General features: G+C 31.2%; 28 protein-coding genes. 16 read left to right on the forward strand and 12 right to left on the reverse strand.

Annotation, left to right across the window (positions count from 1 at the left end):
- Positions 1–83 precede the first annotated feature (83 nt).
- From ACKTTR_RS15550 to ACKTTR_RS15560, 3 genes are all read left to right on the forward strand, one after another.
- A complete protein-coding gene (locus ACKTTR_RS15550) occupies positions 84–497 on the forward strand; it encodes an ATP-dependent zinc protease family protein (RefSeq protein WP_408028696.1) in 414 nt (137 codons plus the stop codon).
- A 3-nt stretch (positions 498–500) separates the two neighbouring features.
- Entirely contained in the window at positions 501–1373 is an 873-nt protein-coding gene (gene rimK, locus ACKTTR_RS15555) for a 30S ribosomal protein S6--L-glutamate ligase (RefSeq protein WP_125066363.1), read from the forward strand.
- A gap of 63 nt (positions 1374–1436) precedes the next feature.
- Positions 1437–2372, forward strand: coding sequence for an ABC transporter ATP-binding protein (locus tag ACKTTR_RS15560; RefSeq protein WP_408028697.1), 936 nt, complete (start codon positions 1437–1439; stop codon positions 2370–2372).
- Between the two features lie 188 nt (positions 2373–2560).
- Here ACKTTR_RS15560 and ACKTTR_RS15565 read toward each other — a convergent pair whose 3' ends face one another.
- The gene (locus ACKTTR_RS15565) at positions 2561–3013 is read right to left on the reverse strand and encodes a 3-oxoacyl-ACP synthase (RefSeq protein ID WP_408028698.1); all 453 of its coding nucleotides are present in this window, start codon (positions 3011–3013) and stop codon (positions 2561–2563) included.
- Between the two features lie 21 nt (positions 3014–3034).
- On the reverse strand, positions 3035–4144 hold the full coding sequence (locus ACKTTR_RS15570; protein ID WP_408028743.1) for an NAD(P)/FAD-dependent oxidoreductase: 1110 nt from the start codon (positions 4142–4144) through the stop codon (positions 3035–3037).
- Positions 4145–4221: 77 nt separating this feature from the next.
- Between ACKTTR_RS15570 and ACKTTR_RS15575 the strand changes: the two genes are divergently transcribed.
- The 4 genes from ACKTTR_RS15575 to ACKTTR_RS15590 all read left to right on the forward strand — a co-directional run bounded on the left by ACKTTR_RS15575 (position 4222) and on the right by ACKTTR_RS15590 (position 7746).
- Positions 4222–4692 carry a hypothetical protein gene (locus tag ACKTTR_RS15575; RefSeq protein WP_408028699.1) on the forward strand — a complete coding sequence of 157 codons (471 nt, stop codon included), beginning with the start codon at positions 4222–4224 and terminating at the stop codon, positions 4690–4692.
- Between the two features lie 103 nt (positions 4693–4795).
- The gene (locus ACKTTR_RS15580) at positions 4796–5713 is read left to right on the forward strand and encodes a hypothetical protein (protein WP_408028700.1); all 918 of its coding nucleotides are present in this window, start codon (positions 4796–4798) and stop codon (positions 5711–5713) included.
- A 134-nt stretch (positions 5714–5847) separates the two neighbouring features.
- Positions 5848–6603, forward strand: coding sequence for an SDR family NAD(P)-dependent oxidoreductase (locus tag ACKTTR_RS15585; RefSeq protein ID WP_408028701.1), 756 nt, complete (start codon positions 5848–5850; stop codon positions 6601–6603).
- Positions 6604–6606: 3 nt separating this feature from the next.
- Complete coding sequence (locus tag ACKTTR_RS15590) at positions 6607–7746, forward strand: ATP-binding protein (RefSeq protein WP_408028702.1); 1140 nt, start codon at positions 6607–6609, stop codon at positions 7744–7746.
- A gap of 38 nt (positions 7747–7784) precedes the next feature.
- On the opposite strand, the gene ACKTTR_RS15595 is transcribed toward ACKTTR_RS15590, so the two are convergent.
- From ACKTTR_RS15595 to ACKTTR_RS15620, 6 genes are all read right to left on the reverse strand, one after another.
- Positions 7785–8174, reverse strand: a complete 390-nt coding sequence (locus tag ACKTTR_RS15595; RefSeq protein WP_408028703.1) for a hypothetical protein — start codon at positions 8172–8174, stop codon at positions 7785–7787.
- 75 nt (positions 8175–8249) lie between these two features.
- Positions 8250–9140, reverse strand: coding sequence for a YDG/SRA domain-containing protein (locus tag ACKTTR_RS15600; protein WP_408028704.1), 891 nt, complete (start codon positions 9138–9140; stop codon positions 8250–8252).
- Between the two features lie 37 nt (positions 9141–9177).
- Positions 9178–9912 carry a sulfite exporter TauE/SafE family protein gene (locus tag ACKTTR_RS15605; protein WP_408028705.1) on the reverse strand — a complete coding sequence of 245 codons (735 nt, stop codon included), beginning with the start codon at positions 9910–9912 and terminating at the stop codon, positions 9178–9180.
- A 4-nt stretch (positions 9913–9916) separates the two neighbouring features.
- On the reverse strand, positions 9917–10678 hold the full coding sequence (locus ACKTTR_RS15610; RefSeq protein ID WP_408028706.1) for a cyclase family protein: 762 nt from the start codon (positions 10676–10678) through the stop codon (positions 9917–9919).
- Between the two features lie 68 nt (positions 10679–10746).
- On the reverse strand, positions 10747–13068 hold the full coding sequence (locus ACKTTR_RS15615) for a GH92 family glycosyl hydrolase (protein ID WP_408028707.1): 2322 nt from the start codon (positions 13066–13068) through the stop codon (positions 10747–10749).
- A gap of 189 nt (positions 13069–13257) precedes the next feature.
- Complete coding sequence (locus tag ACKTTR_RS15620; protein WP_408028708.1) at positions 13258–13791, reverse strand: hypothetical protein; 534 nt, start codon at positions 13789–13791, stop codon at positions 13258–13260.
- Positions 13792–13978: 187 nt separating this feature from the next.
- Between ACKTTR_RS15620 and ACKTTR_RS15625 the strand changes: the two genes are divergently transcribed.
- The gene (locus ACKTTR_RS15625) at positions 13979–14359 is read left to right on the forward strand and encodes an ankyrin repeat domain-containing protein (protein WP_408028709.1); all 381 of its coding nucleotides are present in this window, start codon (positions 13979–13981) and stop codon (positions 14357–14359) included.
- 78 nt (positions 14360–14437) lie between these two features.
- Here ACKTTR_RS15625 and amaB read toward each other — a convergent pair whose 3' ends face one another.
- Complete coding sequence (amaB, locus tag ACKTTR_RS15630) at positions 14438–15979, reverse strand: L-piperidine-6-carboxylate dehydrogenase (RefSeq protein WP_408028710.1); 1542 nt, start codon at positions 15977–15979, stop codon at positions 14438–14440.
- 114 nt (positions 15980–16093) lie between these two features.
- Between amaB and ACKTTR_RS15635 the strand changes: the two genes are divergently transcribed.
- Positions 16094–17146, forward strand: coding sequence for an isoaspartyl peptidase/L-asparaginase family protein (locus ACKTTR_RS15635; RefSeq protein WP_408028711.1), 1053 nt, complete (start codon positions 16094–16096; stop codon positions 17144–17146).
- Here the strand turns inward: ACKTTR_RS15635 and ACKTTR_RS15640 are convergent.
- The 3 genes from ACKTTR_RS15640 to ACKTTR_RS15650 are packed head-to-tail and all read right to left on the reverse strand — an operon-like array spanning position 17143 to position 19477.
- The gene (locus ACKTTR_RS15640; RefSeq protein ID WP_408028712.1) at positions 17143–18525 is read right to left on the reverse strand and encodes an outer membrane beta-barrel protein; all 1383 of its coding nucleotides are present in this window, start codon (positions 18523–18525) and stop codon (positions 17143–17145) included. The two genes, ACKTTR_RS15635 and ACKTTR_RS15640, sit on opposite strands and share 4 nt — an antisense overlap.
- Positions 18526–18528: 3 nt before the next feature.
- Positions 18529–19080: an RNA polymerase sigma factor gene (locus ACKTTR_RS15645; RefSeq protein WP_408028744.1), complete on the reverse strand. Its 552-nt coding sequence runs from the start codon at positions 19078–19080 to the stop codon at positions 18529–18531.
- Positions 19073–19477, reverse strand: a complete 405-nt coding sequence (locus tag ACKTTR_RS15650; protein WP_408028713.1) for a hypothetical protein — start codon at positions 19475–19477, stop codon at positions 19073–19075. Before ACKTTR_RS15650 ends, ACKTTR_RS15645 begins: the two co-directional genes overlap by 8 nt.
- A gap of 107 nt (positions 19478–19584) precedes the next feature.
- Here ACKTTR_RS15650 and ACKTTR_RS15655 point away from each other — a divergent pair, with 107 nt between their 5' ends.
- The 7 genes from ACKTTR_RS15655 to ACKTTR_RS15685 all read left to right on the forward strand — a co-directional run bounded on the left by ACKTTR_RS15655 (position 19585) and on the right by ACKTTR_RS15685 (position 26374).
- Entirely contained in the window at positions 19585–20559 is a 975-nt protein-coding gene (locus tag ACKTTR_RS15655) for a LuxE/PaaK family acyltransferase (protein ID WP_408028714.1), read from the forward strand.
- Positions 20560–20615: 56 nt separating this feature from the next.
- The gene (locus tag ACKTTR_RS15660; protein ID WP_408028715.1) at positions 20616–21902 is read left to right on the forward strand and encodes a D-arabinono-1,4-lactone oxidase; all 1287 of its coding nucleotides are present in this window, start codon (positions 20616–20618) and stop codon (positions 21900–21902) included.
- Between the two features lie 4 nt (positions 21903–21906).
- Positions 21907–23085: an alanine racemase gene (locus ACKTTR_RS15665; RefSeq protein ID WP_408028716.1), complete on the forward strand. Its 1179-nt coding sequence runs from the start codon at positions 21907–21909 to the stop codon at positions 23083–23085.
- A gap of 54 nt (positions 23086–23139) precedes the next feature.
- Positions 23140–23595, forward strand: a complete 456-nt coding sequence (locus tag ACKTTR_RS15670) for a YHS domain-containing (seleno)protein (protein WP_408028717.1) — start codon at positions 23140–23142, stop codon at positions 23593–23595.
- A 1-nt stretch (position 23596) separates the two neighbouring features.
- On the forward strand, positions 23597–24031 hold the full coding sequence (locus tag ACKTTR_RS15675; protein WP_408028718.1) for a YHS domain-containing (seleno)protein: 435 nt from the start codon (positions 23597–23599) through the stop codon (positions 24029–24031).
- A gap of 111 nt (positions 24032–24142) precedes the next feature.
- The gene (locus ACKTTR_RS15680) at positions 24143–25789 is read left to right on the forward strand and encodes a glycerol-3-phosphate dehydrogenase/oxidase (protein ID WP_408028719.1); all 1647 of its coding nucleotides are present in this window, start codon (positions 24143–24145) and stop codon (positions 25787–25789) included.
- A gap of 93 nt (positions 25790–25882) precedes the next feature.
- A complete protein-coding gene (locus ACKTTR_RS15685) occupies positions 25883–26374 on the forward strand; it encodes a hypothetical protein (RefSeq protein WP_408028720.1) in 492 nt (163 codons plus the stop codon).
- Positions 26375–26384 lie beyond the last annotated feature (10 nt).

The following is a 26384-nucleotide window of genomic DNA, read 5'->3' on the forward strand; positions in this document are numbered from 1 at the left end:
GGTTTTTTATTTTCAAAAATTAATAACAAGTATTGTATATTTCAAAAAATAGTAAGTAATTCGCCCTCCTTAATTTTAAAAGAATGAAACTAATTGGAAGGATTGAAAAAATATCCTTTTTAAACTGGGAAATAGAAGATTTACCTGTAAAAATTGATACAGGTGCCTATACTTCTGCAATACATTGCAAACATATTGAAGAAAAAGATGGTGTATTAGAGTTTATATTACTATGTCCAAAAACAGAAAAATATAATAATAAATTGCTCCAAACAACAAAGTATAAAGTAAAAAGCATAAGAAGTTCAAACGGAAAGAAGCAAAAGAGATATGTTGTTTCTACATCCGCTATTTTTTATGGTAAAAAATATAAAATAAAGCTATCACTATCAGATAGAGGTAAAATGAATTATCCAGTATTAATTGGTAGAAAATTTTTAAACAAAAAATTTATTGTAGATGTTTCACAAAAAAACATCACATCAAAAGAAATATAAAAAATGAAAATTGTTGTTCTTTCTAGAAACCCTAAATTATATTCAACCAAACGCTTAGTAGAAGCAGGCGAAAAAAGAGGTCATGAAATGGTCGTATTAGATCATACCAAATGTGACCTTATTATCGAAAAAAGAAAGCCTGCAATAGTATACAATCATGAGCTTGTAACCGATGTTGATGCTATTATACCTCGTATTGGCGCTTCAGTTACTTTTTATGGTACCGCAGTTGTGCGTCAATTCGAAATGATGAAAGTATTTTCTGCTGTAGAATCTCAAGCTTTGGTACGCTCTAGAGACAAATTAAGTAGTTTACAAGTACTTTCGAGAGCAAATTTAGGACTTCCAAAAACAGTTTTCACTAATTATTCAAAAGACACTTCAGAAATTATAAAAAAAGTAGGTGGTGCTCCTTTGATTGTTAAACTTTTAGAAGGAACACAAGGTCTTGGTGTTGTTTTAGCCGAAACCCGTAAAGCTGCAGAATCTGTTATAGAAGCTTTTAACGGTTTGCAGGCTCGTGTAATTGTTCAAGAATATATTAAAGAAGCTAAAGGAGCTGATATTCGTGCTTTTGTAGTAGATGGTGTTGTTGTTGGAGCTATGAAGCGTCAAGGGAAAGAAGGTGAATTTAGATCTAACCTACACAGAGGAGGAACTTCAGAAATTATAGAATTAACTGATGAAGAAGAAAATGCTGCTTTAAAAGCTGTAAAAGCAATGAAGTTAGGTATTGCTGGTGTAGATATGTTACAGTCTGATAGAGGTCCATTGATTTTAGAAGTTAATTCTTCTCCTGGTTTAGAAGGCATAGAAAAAGCTACAGGAAAAGATATAGCAAAAAGTATTATACGCTACGTAGAAAGAAGCGCTTAAAACAAAACCGATACTCTCTTGTATCGGTTTTTTGTTTCTCTTTAAAGAGTTACTTTTGCAGATATGCTACAAGTAAACAATATTTCATTCACTTATCCATCTAAAGAAAAAACCTTAGAAAACATCCATTTTACACTTCAAAAAGGCGAGCACTTATGTGTAATGGGTGAAAGTGGTTGTGGAAAATCTACACTTTTAAAAATTGTATATGGTTTACTAGATGTTGATAAAGGAGATTTATTTTGGAATGATATTCAAATTTTAGGCCCCGAACATCACTTAGTTCCTGGAATGGAGTTTTTTAAATATGTAGCGCAAGATTTTGACTTAATGCCTTTTACCTCAGTAAGTGAAAATATTAAAAAATTCTTGTCGCGTTTTTATCCTAAAGAAGCTGAAGAAAGAACGCAAGAACTTCTTGATGTTATTGAAATGACTGAGCTAGCTAACGAAAAAGTTAAAAATTTAAGTGGCGGGCAGCAACAAAGAGTAGCTATTGCTAGAGCATTAGCTAAAGAACCTGAATTATTATTGTTAGATGAGCCTTTTAGTCAAATAGATAACTTTAAAAAGAACTCATTAAGAAGACGATTGTTTGCTTATTTAAAAAAGAAAAGCATTGCTTGTATTGTTGCTACACACGACGGAAATGACGCACTTTCTTTTGCTGATACCATGATGGTAATTCGTGACCATCAAATAATTGCTTATAACAGTCCATCTAACCTATATAAAAACCCAAAAGAAAAGTATGTCGCTTCTTTATTTGATGATGTAAATGAACTCACTATAAACAAACAAACATTACTACTATATCCTAATTTACTTGAAATCACCAAAGAAGCATCAAAACTAGAAGGAACTGTACTTAAATCTTATTTTAAAGGAGGTTATTGGCTAATAGAAGTTACTTATAATAACCAATCAATTTTTATAAATCACTTTGAAAGTATTGAACATAAAAAAACAGTCTCTTTTAACTTAAAAGAGACTGTTTAAACCAATAATAACTATCTCAATAATTATTACTCAACTATCTTAAAATAAATTATTTTCTAAAAAAAATACACCCTTACCGTCTAAACACCAAAAGATAAAAGTGTATTATAGCTTCTTTTTCTGTTCTGGTTATAACAACCTTTCCTGCATGTAAAACAAGTAACTTTTATTTTACCCTACCTTTTTTTCTAAAAAATTTCTTTAATGGTGTTTTTTACTCCGTTAAACTCAAAAGATTCTCCTTCTTTTTTCCCTAAAATTAACTTTCCAATAGGTGAAGATGGAGATATTGCAAAATATTTTTTATTTTCAAAAGTTAACAACCCTACACTCACACTAATAAAATAATTTATGGTTGAGGTAGTCATAACCACACTGCCTAAATGAGCAATTTTTGAAGTTGCATCCGTATTAATTTTAGCTAATGTTTCTTTCATTTGAGCAATCCCATTAAGTTGCTGGCTAGCTTTTTCCATTTCTAACTGTAACATTGCTCTTCCCGTTTCATGCTTATCTCCTGCAGAACTTTTTGTTTCAGATTGCAATGCTTTTTGATGAGAAGAAATCGTTTCTTCTACAGTTTGTAAACGTTTATTTACATACAATTCACATTGTTTGTATAGTTCTTCTTTAATGTTCATTTCTTACCTTTCTAAACAATATTACTTCATAAGTTGGGCTAACTCTTTCCCTACCAAACTTCCTATAGCAACTCCCATTCCTCCTAATCGTACACCATAAAAAACATTATTTGAAAGCTGTTTTACAATCGTTTTTTTCTGATTTCCAACACCCATAATTCCGCTCCAACAATGTTCTATTTCTATTTTAGAATTCGGTAAAATTGTTGTTTTTAAAATCTCTTCTAATTTGTTTTGAATAAGCAATGTTTGTCCAAATTCAGCTGTTTCTTCACCTTTAAAATCTAAATTTCTTCCTCCTCCAAACAAAATTCTATTATCAATATTTCTAAAATAATAATACCCTTTATCTAGGTGAAAGGTTCCTTTAATATGCAAATTTTTAATTGGTTTCGTAATTAATACTTGTGCCCTAGCTGGTTGTACATTTTCGTTTAATAACTGATTTGCAAATCCGTTAGTAGCAATAAATAATTTTTTAGTATTAAATGTAGTTTGATTTGTTTCAACTACTACCTGCTCATTATTTTCAATAAATTTTTTAACCTGAATATTATTGATAATTTTTATTCCTGAAGACGATACTTTTTCTAACAACTTTGCAGCCATTTTACCAGTATCTATCTGACCTTCAAAATTATTGGTAATATAGTTTTCATGAATGTTTTGAAAATTAAACTTATTAGATTCTACAGTAAAAATACTTGAAGAAAATAACGGTTTTAAAAGCTTGTTTATAACCTCCTTTTCACCTAAACATGATTCATACAATTCGGTTGTTAAAAACAGTTCATATCCTTTGTTTTGTTGAAAATCGATATTATTATCACCTAATGTAGTCCTTAAAAGCTGTAATCCTTCCCAACGTTTTTTTACTAAATTAAAAACCTCTTCTTCAGTATGTGTTTTTAAATCATCTATTAGTTCTGATAAACTTCCAAAACAAGCAAAACCTGCATTTTTAGTACTGGCTCCTTGTGGTAACACTCCTTTTTCTAAAACTAGAATTTTTGCCTTGGGATATTTTTCTCTTAGTTGCAATGCACAATTTAACCCCACAATTCCACTTCCTACTACAGTAAAATCAACATTTGTAAACCACTCTTTTAATTCCCAGTAACTGAAATTCAACTTCATATAAATCTGATTATATTTGTGACTTGGCACACTCCTTGAATGTCTAAATTTAAACATTAAAAAACAACTCTATGAAATTAATTGGAATCTTAATTTTAGCTCTAAGCTTTACGAAATGCGCAAGTGTAAAAATGGAAAACAATCATCCTTTCAAAATAGAATCGGCAAGTTATTCTCATGTTACAGGAGGTGTAAAAGGTAGTTATAACTCTACTAATTTAATTATCAATTTTACTGCTAAAGAGCCTGTTGATTTTCAAAAAGTATATTTTCAAAACAGGATTACCAAAGCTGTTGTTGAGCAACATAATGATAAACGATACATTGCTGCACGTTATAAAACCTCATCTAATGACCGAAAAGATCTTATTTTACATGCAGATCCAAAACAAGAATTTGGAAATACCCCAAATACTCCAACAGAAGAGTTTCCTTTTGAACTAAAAGAAAATGAGGCAATGGTTTCTTATGTTATAGGAGAAAAAACACACTACGTGAAAGTAGAAAACATTATAAAAAAAGATAAGGTCTTTATGCAATAAAAACCTTAACATAAAATAGTTTGAAACACCTCTTTTTTGAGGTGTTTTTTATTTTTGGCACGTAATTTGAAAACCTATAAACATAACCATAAAACGAATGCTTATGAAACGTATAAAATTACTTTTATTACTACTTATTAGTGGTGTAACACTTACGTCGTGTGTTGTAAGAAATGAAATTGTAGATGATGGTTTTTCATTAAACGAATATATTTCAAGTTATGATTTATGGTATGTAGATTATCACAGAACTACTGGTAGTGGCGAAGTTCCTTTTTTATCAAGAGCTTTTACCATTTCTTTTTTAAATGGAACCATGTATGCAAATAATAATATTGTTGATATTGGTAAAACTGGAAATGGTTTAGGTATAGCTGTAGGTAACTATGGTACATACGGAACAATTTTAGAAACTCGTCACGATATAGATGGATATTTTGAATTTGATGTGGTACAACTTTCTAGTAACGAAATTAGAATTGATGATTTATCGCAAAATGTCAGTTATTATTTAGTAGGTTATCAAGTAAACACTTTTGATTATGACATGTTGTTCTATGAAAATATTGAGTATTTTTTACAAGAGTTTAAAGCTTGGGAAAGAACTGATGAATCTGGTGGGGTAGCAAATCCATTTGATGAAGAGCATTATCTTAGATTTACACCAGAAAATAACGTAACTTTCAACTCATCTCATGACCCTTTTGGCACAAATATTGATTACATAAATTGGGATTTTGAAGGTAGCTATTTGGTTCGTAATGTTCAGGGTGAAGAAAATTTAAAATATTTAACACTTAATTATGATAACGGGGATACTGAAGAGTTTGACTTAACCGTTATAAATGACGAAACGATACAGTTATATCATGTAAGTTCTCAAACAACATATGTTTTTTCTGGAAGAGGATTTATACAATACCTAAAAGGAGAAAAAACAAGTACTGCTAAACCAGCTGTAAGAAATAGTGGTAGAAAGCGTACTAAAATAGAAAGAGAAACAGTTCCGAAAAGGAAATAAAAATAAAGTTTGGTTAGTTGATTTTTGGTTGGTGTAGTAGCCAACTAAAAGGAACCGCTCCGCAAGGGGCGGTTTTTCATTTTATAATAGTAGCTTAACATAAAAAAGTTTACCTTTATACAAAACAAAAAACCATGCAACAAACTGCTTTAATTACTGGAGCAACCTCAGGTATTGGTAAGGCAACCGCTCAACTTTTTGCAAAAAACAACATCAATTTAATTCTTTGCGGTAGACGTATTGAAAAGCTACAACAATTACAACAAGATCTATCACAATTTACCAAAGTACATATACTTCAGTTTGATGTTCGTTATAACGAAGAAGTACAAAATGCAATCAACTGCTTACCTAGTGAGTTTAAACACATCGATATTCTTATTAACAACGCTGGAAATGCCCATGGGTTAGACAGCATTCAAAATGGAAATATTGATGATTGGGATGCTATGATAGATGGAAACGTTAAAGGGCTATTATATGTTTCAAAAGCTATCATCCCTCAAATGGTAGAACGTAACAACGGGTTTATCGTAAATATTGGTTCTATTGCAGGAAAAGATGTGTACCCTAACGGAAATGTGTATTGTGCATCAAAGTTCGCTGTAAATGCCTTAAATAAGGGAATGCGTATTGATTTGAATCAACACAACATTCGGGTAAGTGCCATTCACCCAGGATTGGTAGAAACAGAATTTTCTGATGTTCGTTTTAAAGGGGATTCTGAAAGAGCTAAAACCGTGTATCAAGGATACAAAGCACTACAACCTGAAGATATAGCAGATATTATTCACTTTGTAGTTACTCGTCCGTACCATGTAAATATTGAAGATTTAATTGTATACCCAACAGCGCAAGCTAGTGCAACTATTGTGAACAAAAACGCTTAAGTTGTGATTAACAAACGTCTTTTAATTAAAAACTTGCTGTCTCATAGTGACGAAAATAGTTTTTATGATAAAAAGCAAAAGTTATCTCTAGGTTCTAAAGAAGGGAAAGCTAAGTTTATAAAACACGTTTGTGCCCTTTCTAATTCAAACCCTAACAACAATTCTTACATTGTTATTGGTATTGAAGATGAAGAAAATAAAATTATTGGTGTAGATTTTTACGATGATAGTAAAATTCAAAATTTAATAAATGCTTACCTAAATAATCCTCCAAAAATAGAATATGAAAATGTTCCTTTTCCACGTTTACAGCGTCATAAAGTAATTGGATTGGTAACTATTTATCCTACCAAACTAATTACCTCTTTAGCCAAAAATGCTTGGAAGTATCGTAAAGGAACTATTTTTTATCGCAGAGGTAGTAATTCTATGCCTGCTGAAGAAAGTTTTATTCTAAAAAATAACAACAAAGCTATTGTTGAAGCTATTGAAAAAAACGCAAGCAACAATATTCAACTTACACTTGATGGTGTTTTCGACTTTATTGACAGACACAAACCAGAATACAATCCGCAATACAAAGTATTTAACGAACAGTTTGTGCTTTGTTGGGCGGGAAAAAAGAAAATTATAAATAATGAGGAATTTTTTACTCGTGTTGATATTGAGTTGATAAACGAGCAAGTACGTTTGTTTTTTTCTTCGCTAGATGATGTACAAATTAGTTACAACAAACAGTCTTTTATTATTACTGAATACATTGTTTTAGGAATTGATAAGACTGAAAAAAGATACCCTTTAGAAAAAACCATTATCAATTTTAAAGATAACGGAAAGCATGACATCGTTACTGAGTTTCTTTTTGAGGCTCCTCAATATCACAACGATATTTTACAGCTCATTTATAAAAACAATAACACTATTGTTGCAAAAATTGTAAAAAAAAAGCCACTCTCGGTTACTGAACATGAAGATGTTTATCGATTGCCTACCTCCTACTTAATCTGTTATTTAAACGGTTTTGAAAGTGCTCCTTTACAACTTAAAAAAGCAAAAAATTATATCAAAAACTTAGACGATAAAACCACCTATATTAAATACAAAGAAGCAATGCGCGTAATACGTAAAGTAAAGTATAATTAGAAATATTTTAACTAGAGATAATTATCACAATTTCTGTACTAATTTATCTTTTCAAGTTTTTGAGAATACCCTTCATTAGAAATAAAATTTAAAATCAAATACTGATTCTTTAATTCAAAAGAAATAGTTGAAATATTAGGATCTTGACAACCAGTAGTTATAGTGTTATTGTGATAAGTTCCTAAACTTATTACTTCATCAGAATATGGATCACATAAAGAACTATTAGTTACCAATGTTCCATCACTTTTAAATTCAATAGTTTTATTACTTTCAACAGGTTCAAAAGTTCCACTACCATCTCCTGGATCAGCTAAAACTTCTATTAATTTCCACTTTCCTATTAATTCTGTTTCTAAATTCTCTTCATCGTTACTACATGAGAACATAAAACTAACGACCAATAAAAGTAAAATTTGCTTTTTCATATTTTTTTAGGTTTTTATTTAACTATTAGATGTTTAATTATGTAAAAGGTTGCGTTACAAATAGTTTACAAAAACTTAATTCAATTTTTTATAGTGATGTTCTCTATGGTATTTAATAAGTTCTTTATCTATAGTATGTTTTGAATGAACCCTTAACCTTGCTCCTTCTATTCCTAGAACACTCATATCTTCATCTATTGAAATAATCCCTAAGTCAAACATTGTATGGTGGTTCGGGCATAAACATAGAATGTTTTCTTTAGTATCTGGTCCATTATGGGGTTTACCTAAGGCTTTAATATGTGCAGCCTCAGAATAACTCATCACTTGACTTTTTATTTGAATTCCACAAACTTGGCAAGTATCTTTATACATCTTTTTTACATACATAGCTACCTTAGTTTCTCTAATAACTCTATTTATAATATGCTCTTGACGCCTCGTTAAATTATAATTTGAATCTGGTTCATTAATCATATTATTTTCTTCTTCGTATGGTAATTCTTTCTGATTTATTATTTTTTCTAATCTAAACCTCCAAATTACATAACCACTTTTACCTTTATCATGCCAATAGTCTTTAACTAAAAATAGACCATCATATCTATACCCTTCTTCAGGAGAAAATTTTGAATCTTTATCATACCCTCTTATTACCCTCACAGGTAATTGTTTTTCACAAGAAATAGCTAATGCTTTATTACCTCTTGTTAAAGTTTGATCAGCAACTTGAATTTTAGAATTATTACTTCTACCTCCGTGCCCTGTATATATAATAATATCACCTAAATCTTCATCGTCTTCATATCCTCCAGAAATTACAATTGAATCTGACCCTTCATTTTCAGAGCCACTAATTCCAGCTTGAGTTGGTCGATGAACTTTAGAAATAGAAAGCTCTATTCTGTTTTTAAAAATATCACCTTCTAAAATTCCCTCTATTTCACCAAATATTCTCTTTTTCATATCAATTTATTCTTCAAAGTACTTTTGCCTCTAAATTCTACCTCAACACTAATTGTACAATCGTAATTATCCCAATTAATAGCACAAATGACAAAGACAATTTTCTAAATTTAGATTGTGGTATATATGCTAGTATTTTTTTTCCTATAAACGAACCGACTAATCCTATTACGAATAAAAAAGGCACGTATTTTAAGTCGTGATCGTGTATATAACCATTGTTATAATAGACAAATGTTCTTGAAAAATCTATCATAAAGTCTATAAAAGCAGAAGTTGCTATAAACACACTCTTTTCTAAATTAAAAGCTGCCATAGTTAAACCTCTTATGGCTCCTCCTGTTCCTAACAACCCAGCAGAAAATCCAGAGAAAGAACCTCCAACAATAGCATTTTTTCTGTTTGGAGAAATAGTAAACTTACTTTTAATCAGAAAGAAAGCACTAAAAGCAACTAAAAAGACTCCTAAAAATATTTCTAAATATGTGCTGTTTAGATATTTTGAAAGTACTCCTCCTAAAATTACAAAAACAACAGAAGGAATTCCTATGTTTATTAATAATTTTTTATCTAATCCTTTTTTGAACAAAAAGATTTTACTCACATTACTCGACAAATGAAAGATAGCTGTAAGCCCTAAAACAGAATAAAAATCAAAATAAAAATTTCCTAGAGGCACAAAGAAAACAGATGATCCAAAACCACCTATTGTACCAATAACTTCAGCAATTAAAGCTAATACTAAAAATATGAAGTTAATATCTTTTATCATTTTTTTATTCTAACATCGCAACCACTCTTGCAGGTGCAGCTGATGCTCCTACAATTTTTAATGGAAATACAGCTACTTTAAACCCTGTTAATGGCAATGCATCTAGGTTTACTAATTGTTCCATATGACAATACTCCTTATTTTGTCCTACTAAATGCCCTTCCCAAAACAATTCAGAATTGTTGGTTTCTTTTGCTTTTTGAATCATGTGCGGAAGTGGTAAATCCCAACCCCAAGCATCAATTCCCATAACTTTAATTCCTTGGTCTATCAACCACTCAGTAGCTTTTGCACTTACTCCTGTACCTTTTTTATGAAAATCTTTTGTTCCGTTAAATTTATCGCGTCCCGTTTTAATCAACACAATCATATTAGGTTGGATTTCTAACTGGTTTTCTTGTAAAAACTGTTGAATATCCTCTACAGTAATCGGGTCAAAATCTACCTTATGTTTCATATCAATCACTATCCCTTCTCCAAAACACCAATCTAACGGAACTTCATCTATCGTTTTTGCCTTTTCACCATTTACAGTAGGAGAATAATGCCAAGGAGCATCGATATGAGTTGTAGAGTGTACTCCCATTTTTTGAATCGTATCCTCCGCCCAACCTGTAAAGTTTTTTGGGAAAAGTTTGAATGGTAACCCTAAAATTCTAATCAACCATTTTGCTTTATGATGTGGTTTATGTTTTATTTTAACTTTCATAAACCAAGGGTCTTGTTTATTATACTGGATAGGTTTGGATAGATCTATAATTTTCATAGTAACATTCGTTATTCCAAACAAAGATAAAAGAAAAACCCTCGCTTTTTGCGAGGGCTTTATATTGTTTATTTGTTATTCATTTCAAAGATAATTTCACCTCCATTAACAATATCTTGATGATTTAACAAGAAATCGTCTAGCTTTTTGCCATTAACAGTCACGCTTTTTACATATACGTTTTCTTTGCCTTGGTTTTTAGCTGTAATTTTAAGTGTCTTTCCATTTTCTAAATGAATGCTCGCTTCTTTTACATTTGGACTCCCTAAAGCATAATAAGGAGAACCTGGAGTTACAGGATAAAAGCCTAAGCTACTAAAAATATACCAAGCACTCATTTGACCTGCATCGTCATTTCCGCATAATCCTTCAACGGTATCTGCATACATCGTGTCCATAATCATACGAACACGTTGCTGTGTTTTTTCTGGATGTCCTGTCCAATTATATAAATACGGAATATGATGTCCTGGTTCATTACCATGAACATAGTTCCCTATAATTCCATCTCTAGTAATATCTTCATGATGTGCAATATATTTATCTTCTATTTCAGTTGTAAATAGCTCATCTAATTGTTTGCTGAATTTTTCTTTACCTCCCATCATTTCAATCATATTATCAATATTTTGAGGTACGTACAACCCATAATTCCAGGCATTTCCTTCTATAAATCCTTGACCATGCGTATCCATCGGATCAAAATTTTCTCTAAATTTCCCGTTAGAAAGCTTAGGCCTCATAAAGCCTATGGTTGGATCATAAACATTTTTATAATATTCAGCTCTCGTTAAATACTCTTTTTCTGTATCCTTGTCTCCTACTTTTTTAGCTATTTGCGCAATACACCAATCGTTGTAGGCATATTCTAACGTTTTTGAAACAGATGAACCACTTTTATCCTCAGGAACATAATTGTAATCTATATAATCTCCTATTCCATCAAAATACTTAACTGTTGCTGTGTTGGTAGATGCTTTTAAAGCATGATTTACATCAAAATCTCCCACATTTTTCACCAATGCATCTGCAATTACAGATGTTGCATGATAACCAATCATACACCAATTTTCATTCGCATAATGACTCCAAATAGGTAGCATTTTATGAACACTTTGATCATGATGTGCTAACATCGACTTTATCATATCATTGTTTCGTTTTGGTTGAGTGATATTGTATAGTGGATGTAATGCTCTATAGGTGTCCCAAAGTGAAAAAATAGTATAGTTTGTAAACCCTTCTGAAGTATAAATATTTTGATCTAATCCACGGTATTTTCCATCGACATCTTCATATAAAATAGGTGATAAATTTGTATGATATAAGGCTGTGTAGAATGTTGTTTTATCTTTTTCTGAAATGGTTTCTACCTCTATTTTATTAAGCTCTTTATTCCACTTATTTTTAGTTTCTTCTTTTGCTTTATTAAAATCCCAATGAGAAATTTCAGTTTTTAAATTATTGAGTGCTCCATTAGTACTTACTGGTGATAAAGCAAACTTTACCTTGATTTTCTCTCCATCTTCCGTATCAAAATTAAAATAGGCTCTAATGTCTTTTCCTGCCATTTCAGGAAAGTTTTCATTTTGTTTAAATTTTCTATAAAAACCATCATACGTTTCTTTGTTATATTTTTTATGCCCGTAACTTTTAAAGGGTTTAGAAAACTGCATGGCAAAGAACACTTTTTTTGTTCTTGCCCACCCTTTTGTTTGCCTATATCCTGTTACCAACGTATCATTTTCTACTCGAATAAATGTCCATACATTTTTATTATCGTGGTGATATACATTATACACTAAATCTAAAAGAATGTGTGCATTCTCTGATTTTGGAAATGTATATTGATGAAAACCTACACGCTCACTTGCTGTAAGTTCTGCCCTAATATTGTAGCTATCTAAGTTTACTTCATAAAATCCAGGTGAAGCTTTTTCTGTATCATGTGAAAAAGTAGAGTAAAAACCTTTGGTTTCCTCTTTTGTTTTTAATGGATCTAGAGTTAAGTCACCAGTAGTTGGCATTACTAAAAAATCTCCAAGATCAGCATGTCCTGTACCACTAAAGTTTGTGTGTGCAAAACCAATAATTGTTGAATCTTTGTATTGGTATCCTGCACAATATTCATAGGTTTCTTTATTATACCTTCCTTCTTCATCAAACATTACTTCAAAATTCGTTTGCGGACTCAATTGTACCATACCAAAAGGAGCAGTAGCACCCGGAAAAACATGTCCCATTTTACTAGTTCCAATTAATGGATTTACATATTTTGTATAATCTTTTAAATCCGTACTCTCTTTAATTATTTTTTTAGAGTTTTTGCTACATCCTACACTTAATAAAAGTGTAAAAAGAAGAAGTGATAAGCTTATTATTTTTTTCATATCCTTAATAAATACAATTAACAACACTAAAAAAATAAAAAATATACTATAAATACTTTTTTACATTACTAAATTCATAAAAAGACATAATTCTAAACTTATTATTTCTTTTTGTTTTATAATAAACAAATAAGAAAAAAATCCCTTGTAAAATTACAAGGGATTTTGGTTATTCCTCTATAATGGTTTTCACTTTCCACCGTCTAAATTATCTTGCCAATCTTTCAACTCTTGCCATTTGCCTTCGTAAGCTAGTTTTGCTTGTTTAGGCCATGTATTAGGTTTATGAGCTCTGTAGCGGTCTCCTCCACTTTTTAATACTTCTTGGCATTTTTCTACAGATGCTTCTGATAATAACTTCCATGTATCAATACTAAAATTATGGAAAAGTTCTTCAATTTTAGGTCCTATTCCTTCAACTATTTTTAAATCATTTTCTTTTATTTTTTTACCAAAAATCTTTTTAACTTCATCTATGTTAAAAGGAGTTTGTTCTTCAAATATAGAGGGGGCTATATTAGATTTTGCTAATTTTAAATCAGTTTCTAATACTGATTTACTTTCTTTACAGTTTCTTAAACTTGATTCTAACTTTGCTATTTTATTTTTTAAGAGTACTATTTCATCTTTCTTAATGTTTTTACTTGATAGCTTTCCTATTAAATAGCCTAAAATAGCGGCAATTATTGCTACTGCTATTGAAATTAATATACACCAATTCATGATTTTATTATTCGGTTAATAGTTAGTTAAATTACTGATTGTTAATTTATTAAAAAATATTCAATCTATTAAGAGATTTTTAAGACCTTATCTTAAATAATTGTTAAGTGTGTGTTTTTAGTGAAACGTTTTGTTTTAATAGGCGTCTTTTAGCTGTAACCTAATCTTAAAATAAAAACTTAACATCATGAAAAATTTTGTATTAACTGCTTTAGCAATCGTTTTATCTTTCGGAACTATTACCGCTTCAACTTCATACGAAACTCCTATTAAAACTACCTTAGAATATCCTAACGTAAGTACTTTTTGTAAGTTAATTAGAGCTGGAAACTTTGAGGCTGTAAAAGCTATGGTTGAAAACGGAACAGATATTAACAGAAAATCTACTGGATTAACTCCTTTAATGTTTGCTGCTAGATATAACAAAGCAGATATTGTTCAATTATTAATTGATAGCGGAGCTAAATTAAAAGTAAAATCAGAAAGAGGATATACTGCCTTAGAATATGCTAAAATGTCAAAAGCACACGAAGCCTATAAAATTATTGCTGCTGCTTTAGAAAAATAGTATAACCACCAACTTAGTTAAAAACAAAAAGTCTCATCAAAATGATGAGACTTTTTATATTTTGAAAACTGTGTTTTCTTATAAATCGAACTTAATTCCTTGTGCTAAAGGTAACTCATCAGAATAGTTTACGGTGTTTGTCTGACGACGCATGTATACTTTCCAAGCATCAGATCCAGACTCACGTCCACCACCTGTTTCTTTTTCACCTCCAAATGCTCCACCAATTTCAGCACCAGAAGTACCAATATTAACGTTAGCAATACCACAATCAGATCCTGCGAATGATAAGAATTTTTCAGCTTCTTTCATTTCACTTGTCATAATTGAAGAAGATAATCCTTGTGCTACTCCATTTTGTAATTCAATAGCATTTTCAACATCTCCTGAATACTTCATTAAGTATAAGATAGGAGCAAATGTTTCATGCTGAACGATTTCATAATGGTTTTCAGCTTCAATAATTGCTGGTTTAACGTAACAACCACTTTCATATCCTTCTCCTTCTAAAACGCCTCCTTCTACTAATACTTTACCTCCTTCAGCTTTTGCTTTTTCAATAGCAGCTAAATACGTATTTACAGAGTCTTTATCAATTAATGGTCCAACGTGATTATTTTCATCTAATGGATTTCCAATCTTAATTTGACCATAGGCTCCAACAATAGCATCTCTTACTTTATCATATACAGATTCGTGGATGATTAAACGACGTGTAGATGTACAACGTTGACCACAAGTACCTACAGCTCCAAATACAGCACCTGGAACCACTACTTTTAAATCAGCAGTTGGAGTAATGATAATTGCATTGTTTCCTCCTAATTCTAATAATGATTTACCGAAACGCTCAGCAACTTTAGTACCAACAATACGTCCCATTCTTGTAGATCCAGTAGCAGATACTAAAGGGATACGAGTATCTTCAGTAATGTATTCACCAACTTTATAATCTCCATTAACAATACAAGAAATTCCTTCTGGTAAATCGTTAGCTTTTAAAACCTCAGCTATAATATTTTGGCAAGCTACTGAACATAAAGGAGCTTTTTCTGAACCTTTCCATACACATACGTTACCACAAATCCATGCCAATGCTGTATTCCAAGACCAAACAGCTACAGGGAAGTTAAATGCTGATATAATACCAACTACTCCTAATGGGTGCCATTGCTCTCTCATTACGTGTTCTGGTCTTTCTGATGGAATTACTTGTCCGTTTAACTGACGAGATAAACCTACAGCAAAATCACAGATATCAATCATTTCTTGAACCTCACCTAAACCTTCTTGGTAAGATTTTCCCATTTCGTAAGAAACTAACTTACCTAATGGTTCTTTTAATTCTCTTAACTTGTTTCCAAATTGACGAACAATTTCTCCACGTTGAGGTGCAGGCATTGCTCTCCATGTTTTAAATGCTGAGGTAGCAGCATCCATCACTTTTTCGTAATCTTCTTTGGTAGAAGCTTTTACTTTTCCTATTAACTTTCCATCTACAGGTGAATATGATTCAATAATTTCACCGTTTGAAAAGTTTACTGAACCTGTTGAAGTTCCTTCATTTATTTCTTGTAAGCCTAAAGTAGCTAGAGCTTCTTTAATACCAAAATCTGCCATATTTTTATATTCTAATTTTAGTTGTTTAAATTTAAAGCTCAAAACTACGAATAATTTTACAATTAATAAATTAAACAAACACTGTTGTTTTTGTTTAAAAATTAACAAATAATCATGAAAAACATTTATTCCTTCCTTTTATTACTACTCATTTTATCAGCTTGTAATTCTCCAAAAACAACGTCTAATAAACAAAAAAACACTTCTGTAAATGAATTTGCTATTATTATTCATGGGGGTGCTGGAACTATTCTAAAAAAGAATATGACTCCTGAAAAAGAAACTGCTTATAAAACTAAGTTGGAAGAAGCAATTAGAACTGGATATGAGATTTTAAAAAATGGTGGTTCTAGTGGTGATGCTGTTGTAAAAACCATTCAAGTAATGGAAGAATCTCCTTTGTTTAATGCAGGAAAAGGAGCTGTCTTTACACATGAAGAAACTAATGAATTGGATGCTTCTTTTATGGATGGAAAAACATTGAATGCAGGTGCCGTAGCAGGAGTAAAAGACATTAAAAGCCCTATTGAAGCTGCAAGAACTGTAATGACGAACTCTGATCATGTAATGCTTTCAGGAATTGGAGCTTCTCAATTTGCTAAAGAACAAGGATTGGAAATTGTAGATCCGAGTTATTTTTATACTGAAAATCGTTTTAAATCTTTACAACGAATTAAAGACAAAGAAAAAACAGCATTAGATCATAATGATAAAGAAGCTGCTTTTTATGATGCTGATATTAAAAATAGTAAGTTTGGTACTGTAGGTTGTGTTGCTTTAGATAAAGAGGGGAATATTTCTGCTGGAACTTCTACTGGCGGTATGACTAACAAACGTTGGGGACGAATTGGAGATTCTCCTATTATTGGTTCTGGTACTTATGCAAATAATAAAACTTGTGGTGTTTCGTCAACTGGTTGGGGTGAATACTTTATACGATCTCAAGTAGCTTATGATATTTCTGCTCAAATGGAGTATCAGCAAAAACCTTTAAAAGAGGCTACCAAAGATGTTATTCAAAACAAATTAACCAAGCTTGGTGGAACTGGTGGTGTAGTTGCCTTAGATAAAAATGGTAATATGTCTTTTGAATTTAATACCGCTGGAATGTACAGAGCTTCAATGAATGATAAAGGTGATTTGATAATAAAAATCTACAACGATTAAAACTGGTAGTTTATACCTGTATAAACACCTATAAAGTATGGCTGAAACCCATTTGAATCATTTTTAAATGTATTTAACTGGGTTTTTAACATTGGATTAATATTTAAAGACCATTTTTTACTGAACTTATAACTAAGATCCACTCCTAAATTTCCGCTAAAATTAATGCTGTTTAAATTATTCGCTTCTCCAGAAGTTGAAAAAGCAGCGGTTTTTAAATCCACATCATTCTTATTTAAAAACAGGGAACTAAAACCAACAACGACTTGTGTTTTTAATTTTTTTCCTTCTAATACACTGTACTTAACTTCTACTGGAACCTCAATGTACCCATAACTTTGATTCAATTCTCCATCAAGACTTCCTGAACTTATAGATACTGAACTTGTACTAAAATCTGTTTGAGAAGTATCACTTAATGCGTAACTTTCTCCTGAGCTAAATGCTACATTTGAACTACTGGATTTTACTGGATTTACAGCTACGTTAGTATTAGAAAATCCCATTTCCTGTAAGTGTATACCTGATTGGAGTGTCCACTTTTTATTTAATTGGTATGCTACTTGAACTCCGTACGAATAACTTGTATTTCCTTTTGTTGAATTTGATAAACTCGCGTCTATTGGAGATGATTCAGAAAATGAACTAGAATTTAATATCGCTACAGTTGGTGAAACTGTCCAAAGTTTCTTTATTTCTTCCTCTTCTTTTTCCTCTTTTTCTCCATTTACAACTGCTAAAAAGTCTTTTTTAGGTTTTAGAACCTGATTAATCGTATCATTTTCTTTTTTCAAAAAGGTGTTTTCTTTCTTTTTAAAAACTGGCAAGCTATTTTCAAGCTTGCCAGTAGGTTGCACTTCTTTCACAACATCATTTTTAGCCAGCAAAGCCCCTTCAACTACTCTACTTGACGTGTTGTTGCTATCCTTTCCATGCAACTCTTTTTGGCTAACCTTCACAACATGATTAGCGGTTAAAACTTCATTCTCATGAAGTTTTTCTTTCAATATCTTTTTCTTTTTCGTTTCTTCTTTTACAATAGGCGTTTCTCTTATATTTTCTTTTGTTGGCTCTATTAATAAGTTATCCTCTAATTCTTCTTTTTTACTTTCTTTTTTTTCGGGTGCAAACTTAGGTGATTCCACAATAATAGCATCTATATCCTCTATATTTTCTTCATCCTTAACGTAAGGATAAAACAAAAGACCTAAAACAAGCACAGCAGCAACTCCTCCTGAAAACCACCAAAGAGGAAAAACTCGATTTTTTTTCTTTTTTTGGAGCTTTTCTTCAATAGCGCTCCATACTCTTTCGTTTGGAGTAACCTCCAAATCTTTAAGTTTTTCTTGAAATAGTCTATCGATGTTTTTTTCTTCCATCAGTTATGCTTTTGCCTCTTTTGCTTGATATAGTTCCATTTCTTTTTTCAATATCTGTCTTGCTCGTGATAAATTTGATTTTGATGTTCCTACAGAAATATTTAATAATTCTGCTATTTCTTTATGTGAATAGTTATCTAATACATACAAGTTAAAAACTAAACGATACCTATCTGGTAAACTTTGAATGAACTCTAATAAAACATCTATATTCACATTTTCAGTTTCAAGCTCTACTTCTTCAACCATTTCTTCATCAGGAGCTTCTGAAACTAACTGTAAAGGTGATTTTTCTCTATACTTTTGTAACGCTGTATTTATAGTTATTCTCTTCATCCATCCTTCAAAAGATCCTTTATGCTGATATTGAGGCATCTTTTTAAAAATAGTTAAGAAACTATCTTGTAACGTATCTTCTGCATCTTGATAATTGCGAGAATACTTTAAACAAAGCGCAAAAAGCTTACCAGAAAATAACTGGTAAACTTGAGCTTGCGCTGTGATATTTTGATGACAGCATCCTTGTATGAGTTTTTCTAAATTGATGTTACAAATTTACTGGAATTACCACTTCTTCGTATACATCTTCTCCTTCATCATTTTTACCTTTCCAAAACTTAAAAACATAATCTTCCTCTTGTGTTGCCTCAACAGGAAAAGCATATTCTTCTTGTCTTGCATCTTGTGTACAAGCAACATCAAGAGCTACTATTGCTGTACCGGCTACAATTCTAGTTGTATCTACTTTTTGGTAGTACAATCCATTAAAAGAGTAGCAACTATTGGGTAACGTATACTTTATCTTAATTGTATCAACTTCTCCGAATGTAAAACTTTCAGGGGTTGTGGCACTATCAACCTTTAAAAACTCATATCTAACATTAGGGCTGTCATCATCTAAACAAGAATAAAACGTAAATACACTTAAAAAAAGGATTAAAATTTTTTTCATGACATATATAATTGGGGTTATTATTTTTTTAATTTTCCATGGTTTATATACTAGATGAAAAAAAATTAAAAAGGTTGCGTCGAATACTATTACTTTTGTAAAAGTTTATGAAAAGCACCATTTTTAACATACAATCTACAGAAGATTTTAACAAAACGGCATTACTAGTTTTTAAACATCAGTTTACAAACAACAAGGTATATCGTTCTTTTTGTGATTTGATATACGTTCATCCATCTGATGTAAACACTATTGAACAAATTCCGTTTTTACCTATTCAGTTTTTTAAAACTCGAGAAGTACTTTCTTCTACAGATGAAATTCAAGAAACCTTTACAAGTTCTGGTACTACAGGAAGTACAACCAGTAAGCATTTAGTTACCGATTTATCTTGGTACGAAACCAGTTATTTAAAAGGTTTTGAATATTTTTATGGAAATATAGAAGATTATGTAGTACTAGCTTTGTTACCTAATTATCTTGAACGTAAAGGATCTTCTTTGATTTATATGGTTGATGATTTAATAAAACTTTCTAAACATCCAGAAAGTGGATTTTACCTCAACAATCTAGACGAACTTGCTCAAAAGCTTACACATTTAGATTCACAAGGAAAAAAAGTATTACTTATAGGTGTTTCTTTTGCTTTGTTAGATTTAGTAGAACAATATGAATTCAACCTATCCAACACTATTATAATGGAAACTGGTGGAATGAAAGGAAGAAGAAAAGAGCTTATTCGTAACGAATTACATGCAATTTTAAGCAATGGTTTTGGAGTAAATGAAATTCATTCTGAATATGGAATGACGGAGTTGTTAAGTCAAGGGTACTCAAAAGGAAATGGTCTTTTTAACTGTCCGCCTTGGATGCAAATTCTAACTCGTGATACAGAAGATGCTTTAACTATCTTGCTTAAGGGAAAATCAGGTGGAATTAATGTAATCGACTTAGCAAACTACAATTCTTGTTCTTTTATTGCGACACAAGATTTAGGAAAGGTATACCAAGACAATAGTTTTGAAATTATCGGTCGTTTTGATAATTCAGATATCCGCGGTTGTAATTTGATGGTTTTATAACTTTTTTATTTTTTATTATCTTCCCAGACAATTAACCTCTATTAGTTCAAGGTCTTATGAAAAACTGGGCAGAAAATGTACAGTGGAATCCATCTGCAGTTGCTTTCCCTCATTCAGAAAATGAAATTCAACAACTTGTTTTAAAAGCTATCCGGTTTAACCAAAAAATTCGGGTTATAGGTTCAGGTCATTCCTTTACCTCTTTATGTAGTACTGATGAAATATTGGTAACACTTGATAATTTTCAAGGACTCATTTCAATTGATAGAGAAAAAAATCAAGCTACTGTAAAAGCAGGAACAAAACTATCACTCTTAGGAGAACTCCTTTTTAAAGAAGGGTTAGCTATGGAAAACATGGGTGATATTAACGTTCAGTCAATTGCAGGAGCTATAAGTACAGGAACACACGGTACTGGTATAAATCTAAAATCTATCAGCAACCAAGTTATTGGGTTGAAATTCGTGAATGGGAAGGGAGAAATTATTGAGTGTTCCACTATAAAAAATACTGAACTATTCAAAGCTGCTCAAGTATCTTTGGGATGCTTAGGAATTATTACAGAAGTTACTTTACAATGTGTACCAACTTACAAACTAAAACTTCAAAACAAAAAAGAGAAATTAAGCGATGTATTAGCCACTCTGAATGAAAGAAATTCTCAAAATCGAAATTTTGAGTTTTACTGGATTCCATACACAAATACTGCTTGGACAAAAACTTCAAACATTGTTGAAGGTTCTGAGCCTGATAAAGTGAACTTTTTCAATTATTGGACTGAATATGTACTCGAAAACTATGTTTTTAAACTGATGTGTGAATTTGCTAAAGTTTTTCCTTCACAAAACAAAACGGTTGCTAATGTTACAGCCGCCAGTATTAGTAATGTAAAAAAAGTATATCACAGCCATAAAGTATATGCAACACAACGTATGGTAAAGTTTCATGAAATGGAATACAATATTCCTGCTGAAACTTATCAGGATGTATTTAAAGATGTACAAAAAATTGTCAATTCTAAAAAATTCAACATTCATTTTCCTATTGAAAGTCGCTGGGTAAAAGGAGATGATGTTTTTATGAGTCCTGCCTACAGAAGGGATTCGGCATATATTGCTTGTCACGTATATAATAAAAAAGATAGTAGTGCTTATTTTGCTGCTTTAGAAGAAGTATTTAAAGCTTATGACGGAAGACCTCATTGGGGTAAAATGAATACATTTACCACTGATAATATTGCAAGAATGTATCCTAAATTCACAGATTTTATGACTTTCAGAAAAGAACATGATTCTGAAAATATCTTTGTGAATCCGTATCTTCAAAAACTGTTAGGTATTTAATCTTATGGATGCATATTTTAAAACCTTAAATAAAGAGCTAAAAAACTATCAACGAGCCATTCCTTGTTTGTTGGTTGATTTAGATATTTTAGATGAAAATATTAATGAGGTCCTCTCTAATTTTAGAAAGGATGCTTCGCTCAGAGTTGTAGTAAAATCATTGCCTTTAGTTCAATTGATTGAATACATCTTACAAAAAACCAACTCAAACAAATTGATGATTTTTCATCAGCCTTTTTTAACCGATTTAGCCTCTCGATTAGATAACAAAGCAGATGTTTTACTGGGTAAACCCATGCCAATAAAAACTGCGGGATATTTTTACAACAACTTGCCTCAACAACACAACGAATTTAATCCGTTTACACAAATTCAATGGTTGGTAGATACTGAGAAACGAATTGAAGAATACATCAATTTAGCCAAACAACTCAATCAAAAATTACGGCTGAATATTGAAATTGATGTGGGTTTGCACCGCGGTGGTTTTTCTTCTTTAAAAAGTTTAACTAAAGGGCTATCACTTATTGAAAAGAATCAAGATTTTGTGGGGTTTTCAGGGTTTATGGGCTATGATCCACATGTGGTAAAACTTCCGAAGATTATTCGTTCACAAAAAAAAGCGTTACAATTAGCGAATCAATTTTATAAAGAATGTCAAACCTTAGTTCAAAATGATTTTCCTGAACTATGGAGTAAAAATTTAACCTTTAACGGAGCCGGAAGCCCTACTTTAAACTTACACAAAACATCCGCCTCTCCTATTAACGATATTGCTATCGGCTCTTGTTTTGTAAAGCCTACAACGTTCGATATTCCTTCATTAAAAAAATATAAACCAGCAACGTTTATAGCTACTCCCATTTTAAAAACTTTTTCTAATACAACACTTCCAGGTTTAGAAAAACTAAAACAATTTTTTACTAAAAAAACTGCTTTTATTTACGGTGGTTTTTGGAAAGCAGATTATTACTATCCAAAAGGTATAAAACAGAACAACTTATTTGGTGCTTCAACCAACCAAACCATGATTAACATCCCGAAAAGTGAGTCTTTACAAGTGGATGATTTTGTCTTTTTAAGGCCACACCAAAGTGAATTTGTTTTTCTACAGTTTGGTGAAATTTTACCTATTAGAAACGGTAAAATTCAACAGCCTTGGCAATTATTAAATAATTTTTGATTGTATTTGTAATGTTCATTGTTTTTTGTCGACTACTCTCAAAATCTACAAACAATGAAAAACTTTTTTACTCTGCTTTTGGTAGTAGTTTCTACTGCTTTATATGCTCAAAAAACAGATTATAATACCAAAAAAGGCTACGTAGCCGAAGGTTATGATGTTGTTTCTTACTTTACAAATAATGAACCTGTAGAAGGAAAAAAGAAATTTCAAACCACCTACGACGGAGCTAAATTCAAGTTTTCCTCAGAAAAAAATTTAGCGCTTTTTAAAGAAAATCCAACAAAATACATTCCTCAATATGGAGGATATTGTGCTTATGCTGTAGCTGCTAAGAAAACAAAAATGTATATTGACGCTGAAGCTTATGAAATTAGAGATGGTAAACTATACCTTTTTTATAGCTCTTGGATTTCTAGTAAACTTGATGATTGGAAAAATGGTGATACTAAAAAATTACAAGCTCAAGGAGATAAAAACTGGGAAGAACTAAAACATAGAAAGGATTAAAATGAAACATGTATTCATCTTCTTTCTATTTTTTTCAAGTATTGTCTTCTCACAAGAATACAATACTAAAAATGGTGTGGTTGCTAAAGGTTACGATGTTGTAAGTTATTTTCATAATAAAGCCGAAAAAGGGAATAAAAATTTTACCACTAAATACCATGGTGTTTCCTTTCGTTTTTCGTCAAAAGAAAATTTAGCTACTTTCCTGAAAAATCCTGAAAAATACAATCCTCAATATGGTGGATATTGTGCCTATGCCATAGGTAAAAGTGGTGAAAAGGTTGATATTGATCCGAAAACTTTTGAAATACGAGATGGTAAACTGTACTTATTTTATAACTCTTGGGGAACCAATACTTTAAAAATATGGTTAAAAGAAAACCCAAAAGAGCTCAAAAAACAAGCAGATATAAATTGGAAAAAATTGAATCGTTAGTTTAGATTTAATAGTTGCGGGGGCGACTTCTAAAAGGGCTGATAATTTCAGCTCTTTTTTTATGCTTACCGTTTCTTTTTATTCTTATTTTTGGTTGATAAAAACAGCTCTATGAATAATTTCTCTTCTTTCAATAGAAAAAACATTCAACAAGAATTACAAACTACCGAATTTGATATTCTAGTAATTGGTGGTGGTATTACTGGTGCAGGTATCGCTTTAGATGCTGCCTCACGTGGAATGAAAGTCGCTTTAATTGAAAAAAATGACTTTGCTTCGGGAACCTCTAGTAAATCTACCAAATTAATTCATGGAGGTTTACGTTACCTTAAACAATTTGATTTTTGGTTGGTAAAAGAAGTGGGTACCGAGCGTGCTATTGTTCATAAACTAGCGCCACATTTGGTAATTCCTGAAAAAATGATTTTACCGTTGATTGAAGGTGGAACCTACGGTTCTTGGTTAACATCAATCGGACTTAAAGTTTATGATGTGTTAGCTTCTGTTGAAGGAGATGATAAACGTAAAATGCTTGATAAAAAAGAAGCATTAGAAAAAGAGCCTTTGTTACCTGAAAGTATTTTAAATGGTGCTGGCTTTTATGCTGAATATCGTACCGATGATGCTCGTTTAACTATTGAAGTTTTAAAAACAGCAAGTCAATACGATGCTCAAATACTTAACTATACACGTGCAGACGAATTTATTTACGAAAACAAACGTGTGGTAGGTGCTAAAGTAACGGATGCTTTTACTGATGAAAGTTATGATATTAAAGCTAAATATGTAGTAAATGCAGCGGGACCATGGGTAGATGAGTTACGTCAAATTAACAATTCTAAAATTGGAAAGCGATTGCACTTAACCAAAGGAGTACATTTGGTTGTTCCGCATGAAAAATTACCTGTAAAACAATCCGTTTATTTTGATATTCCTGATGGTCGTATGATGTTTGCTATTCCTCGTGGAAAAGTAACCTATTTCGGAACCACTGATACCAATTATCAACAAGATAAAGACGCTGTGGAAACTTCAATGGTAGATGCTTTGTATTTAATTGAAGCCGTAAATAACATGTTTCCTGATATTCAATTAACCATAGATGATATTCAATCATCTTGGGCAGGACTTCGTCCTTTAATTCATGAAGAAGGAAAATCAGCTTCAGAATTATCTCGAAAAGATGAAATTTTTGTTTCTGATACTAAGTTAATTTCAATTGCAGGAGGTAAACTAACAGGCTACAGAAAAATGGCAGAGCGTATTGTGGATATTGTTGCTAAAAAAATGAAAAGACGTTTTGAAGTTGAATTTGATTCAATTCAAACTGAAGAAATTGTTTTGGCAGGAGGCCCTTTTCAAAATTATAAATCAGTTAAATTATACATTAATCAGATTTATAAACGTATAAAATCATTTGGTTTTACCGAAAAAGATGCTAGTTATTTAGTACACAACTACGGTAAACAAACTGAGGTTATTTTAGATAAGTTTGATGAGCTAAATGAAGAAAATTTGCAAGAGCGTTTATTAAAAGCTGAGGTATGGTTTACTATAAAACATGAAATGACCTGCACCCCTACCGACTTTTTTATGCGAAGAACGGGTCGTTTGTTTTTTGATAAGCCAAGTGTTGATTTATATAAAAACTTTGTTATTCAAGAGTTTACAGAACGTTTTAAGTGGAATAAAAACACAGCTTTAAAGCACCAACAAGAATTAGACAAAAAAATAGATTTAGCAGTAAATTTTAACTAGTTTCTTACACGGAAAATTAAACGAGTATTATATCTTTGGCGACTGCTAAAATTGGCTACGTAAAAGGTTTGTACAATTAATTTTTTAAGTAATATGAAACAACTAGTACTTGTATTTTTTCTATTAACCACTCTTATAGCAAAAAGTCAAACTAATATTATTTCTAATTCAGATTTTGACAATATTAAAATAAATGATATTGCTTTAACTGACATAAAAAAGACCTTTGGAAAACAAGCTAAAGTAGAGTCTTTATTAGGTGCAACTACTTCTTTCGAAGATAATGGTTTTTACTACTATTATAAATTTAATGGTTTAAAACTTGATTTTTCTACTTCAGGAAGAAAACCTTACATTGAATCGTTAGATGTTTTAAGTAGTGAAGCTACTTTTACAATTAAAGGAATTACAGTTACTGTAGGAGACTCTATTAGTAAATTAGGTGATGTTTCTTTAAGTACTGGTAGAAATGGTTCTAAAAGTATTTTATATGCTGAATGTGATAGTTGTGATGTTTTTATTAACATAGATTTTGATCAAGCAACTAAAAAAATTACAAAAATCAATTATTTTGATATGTCATAATTGATTTATT

Source organism: Tenacibaculum litoreum, from assembly GCF_964513915.1.
GTDB classification, from domain to species: Bacteria; Bacteroidota; Bacteroidia; order Flavobacteriales; family Flavobacteriaceae; genus Polaribacter; species Polaribacter litoreum.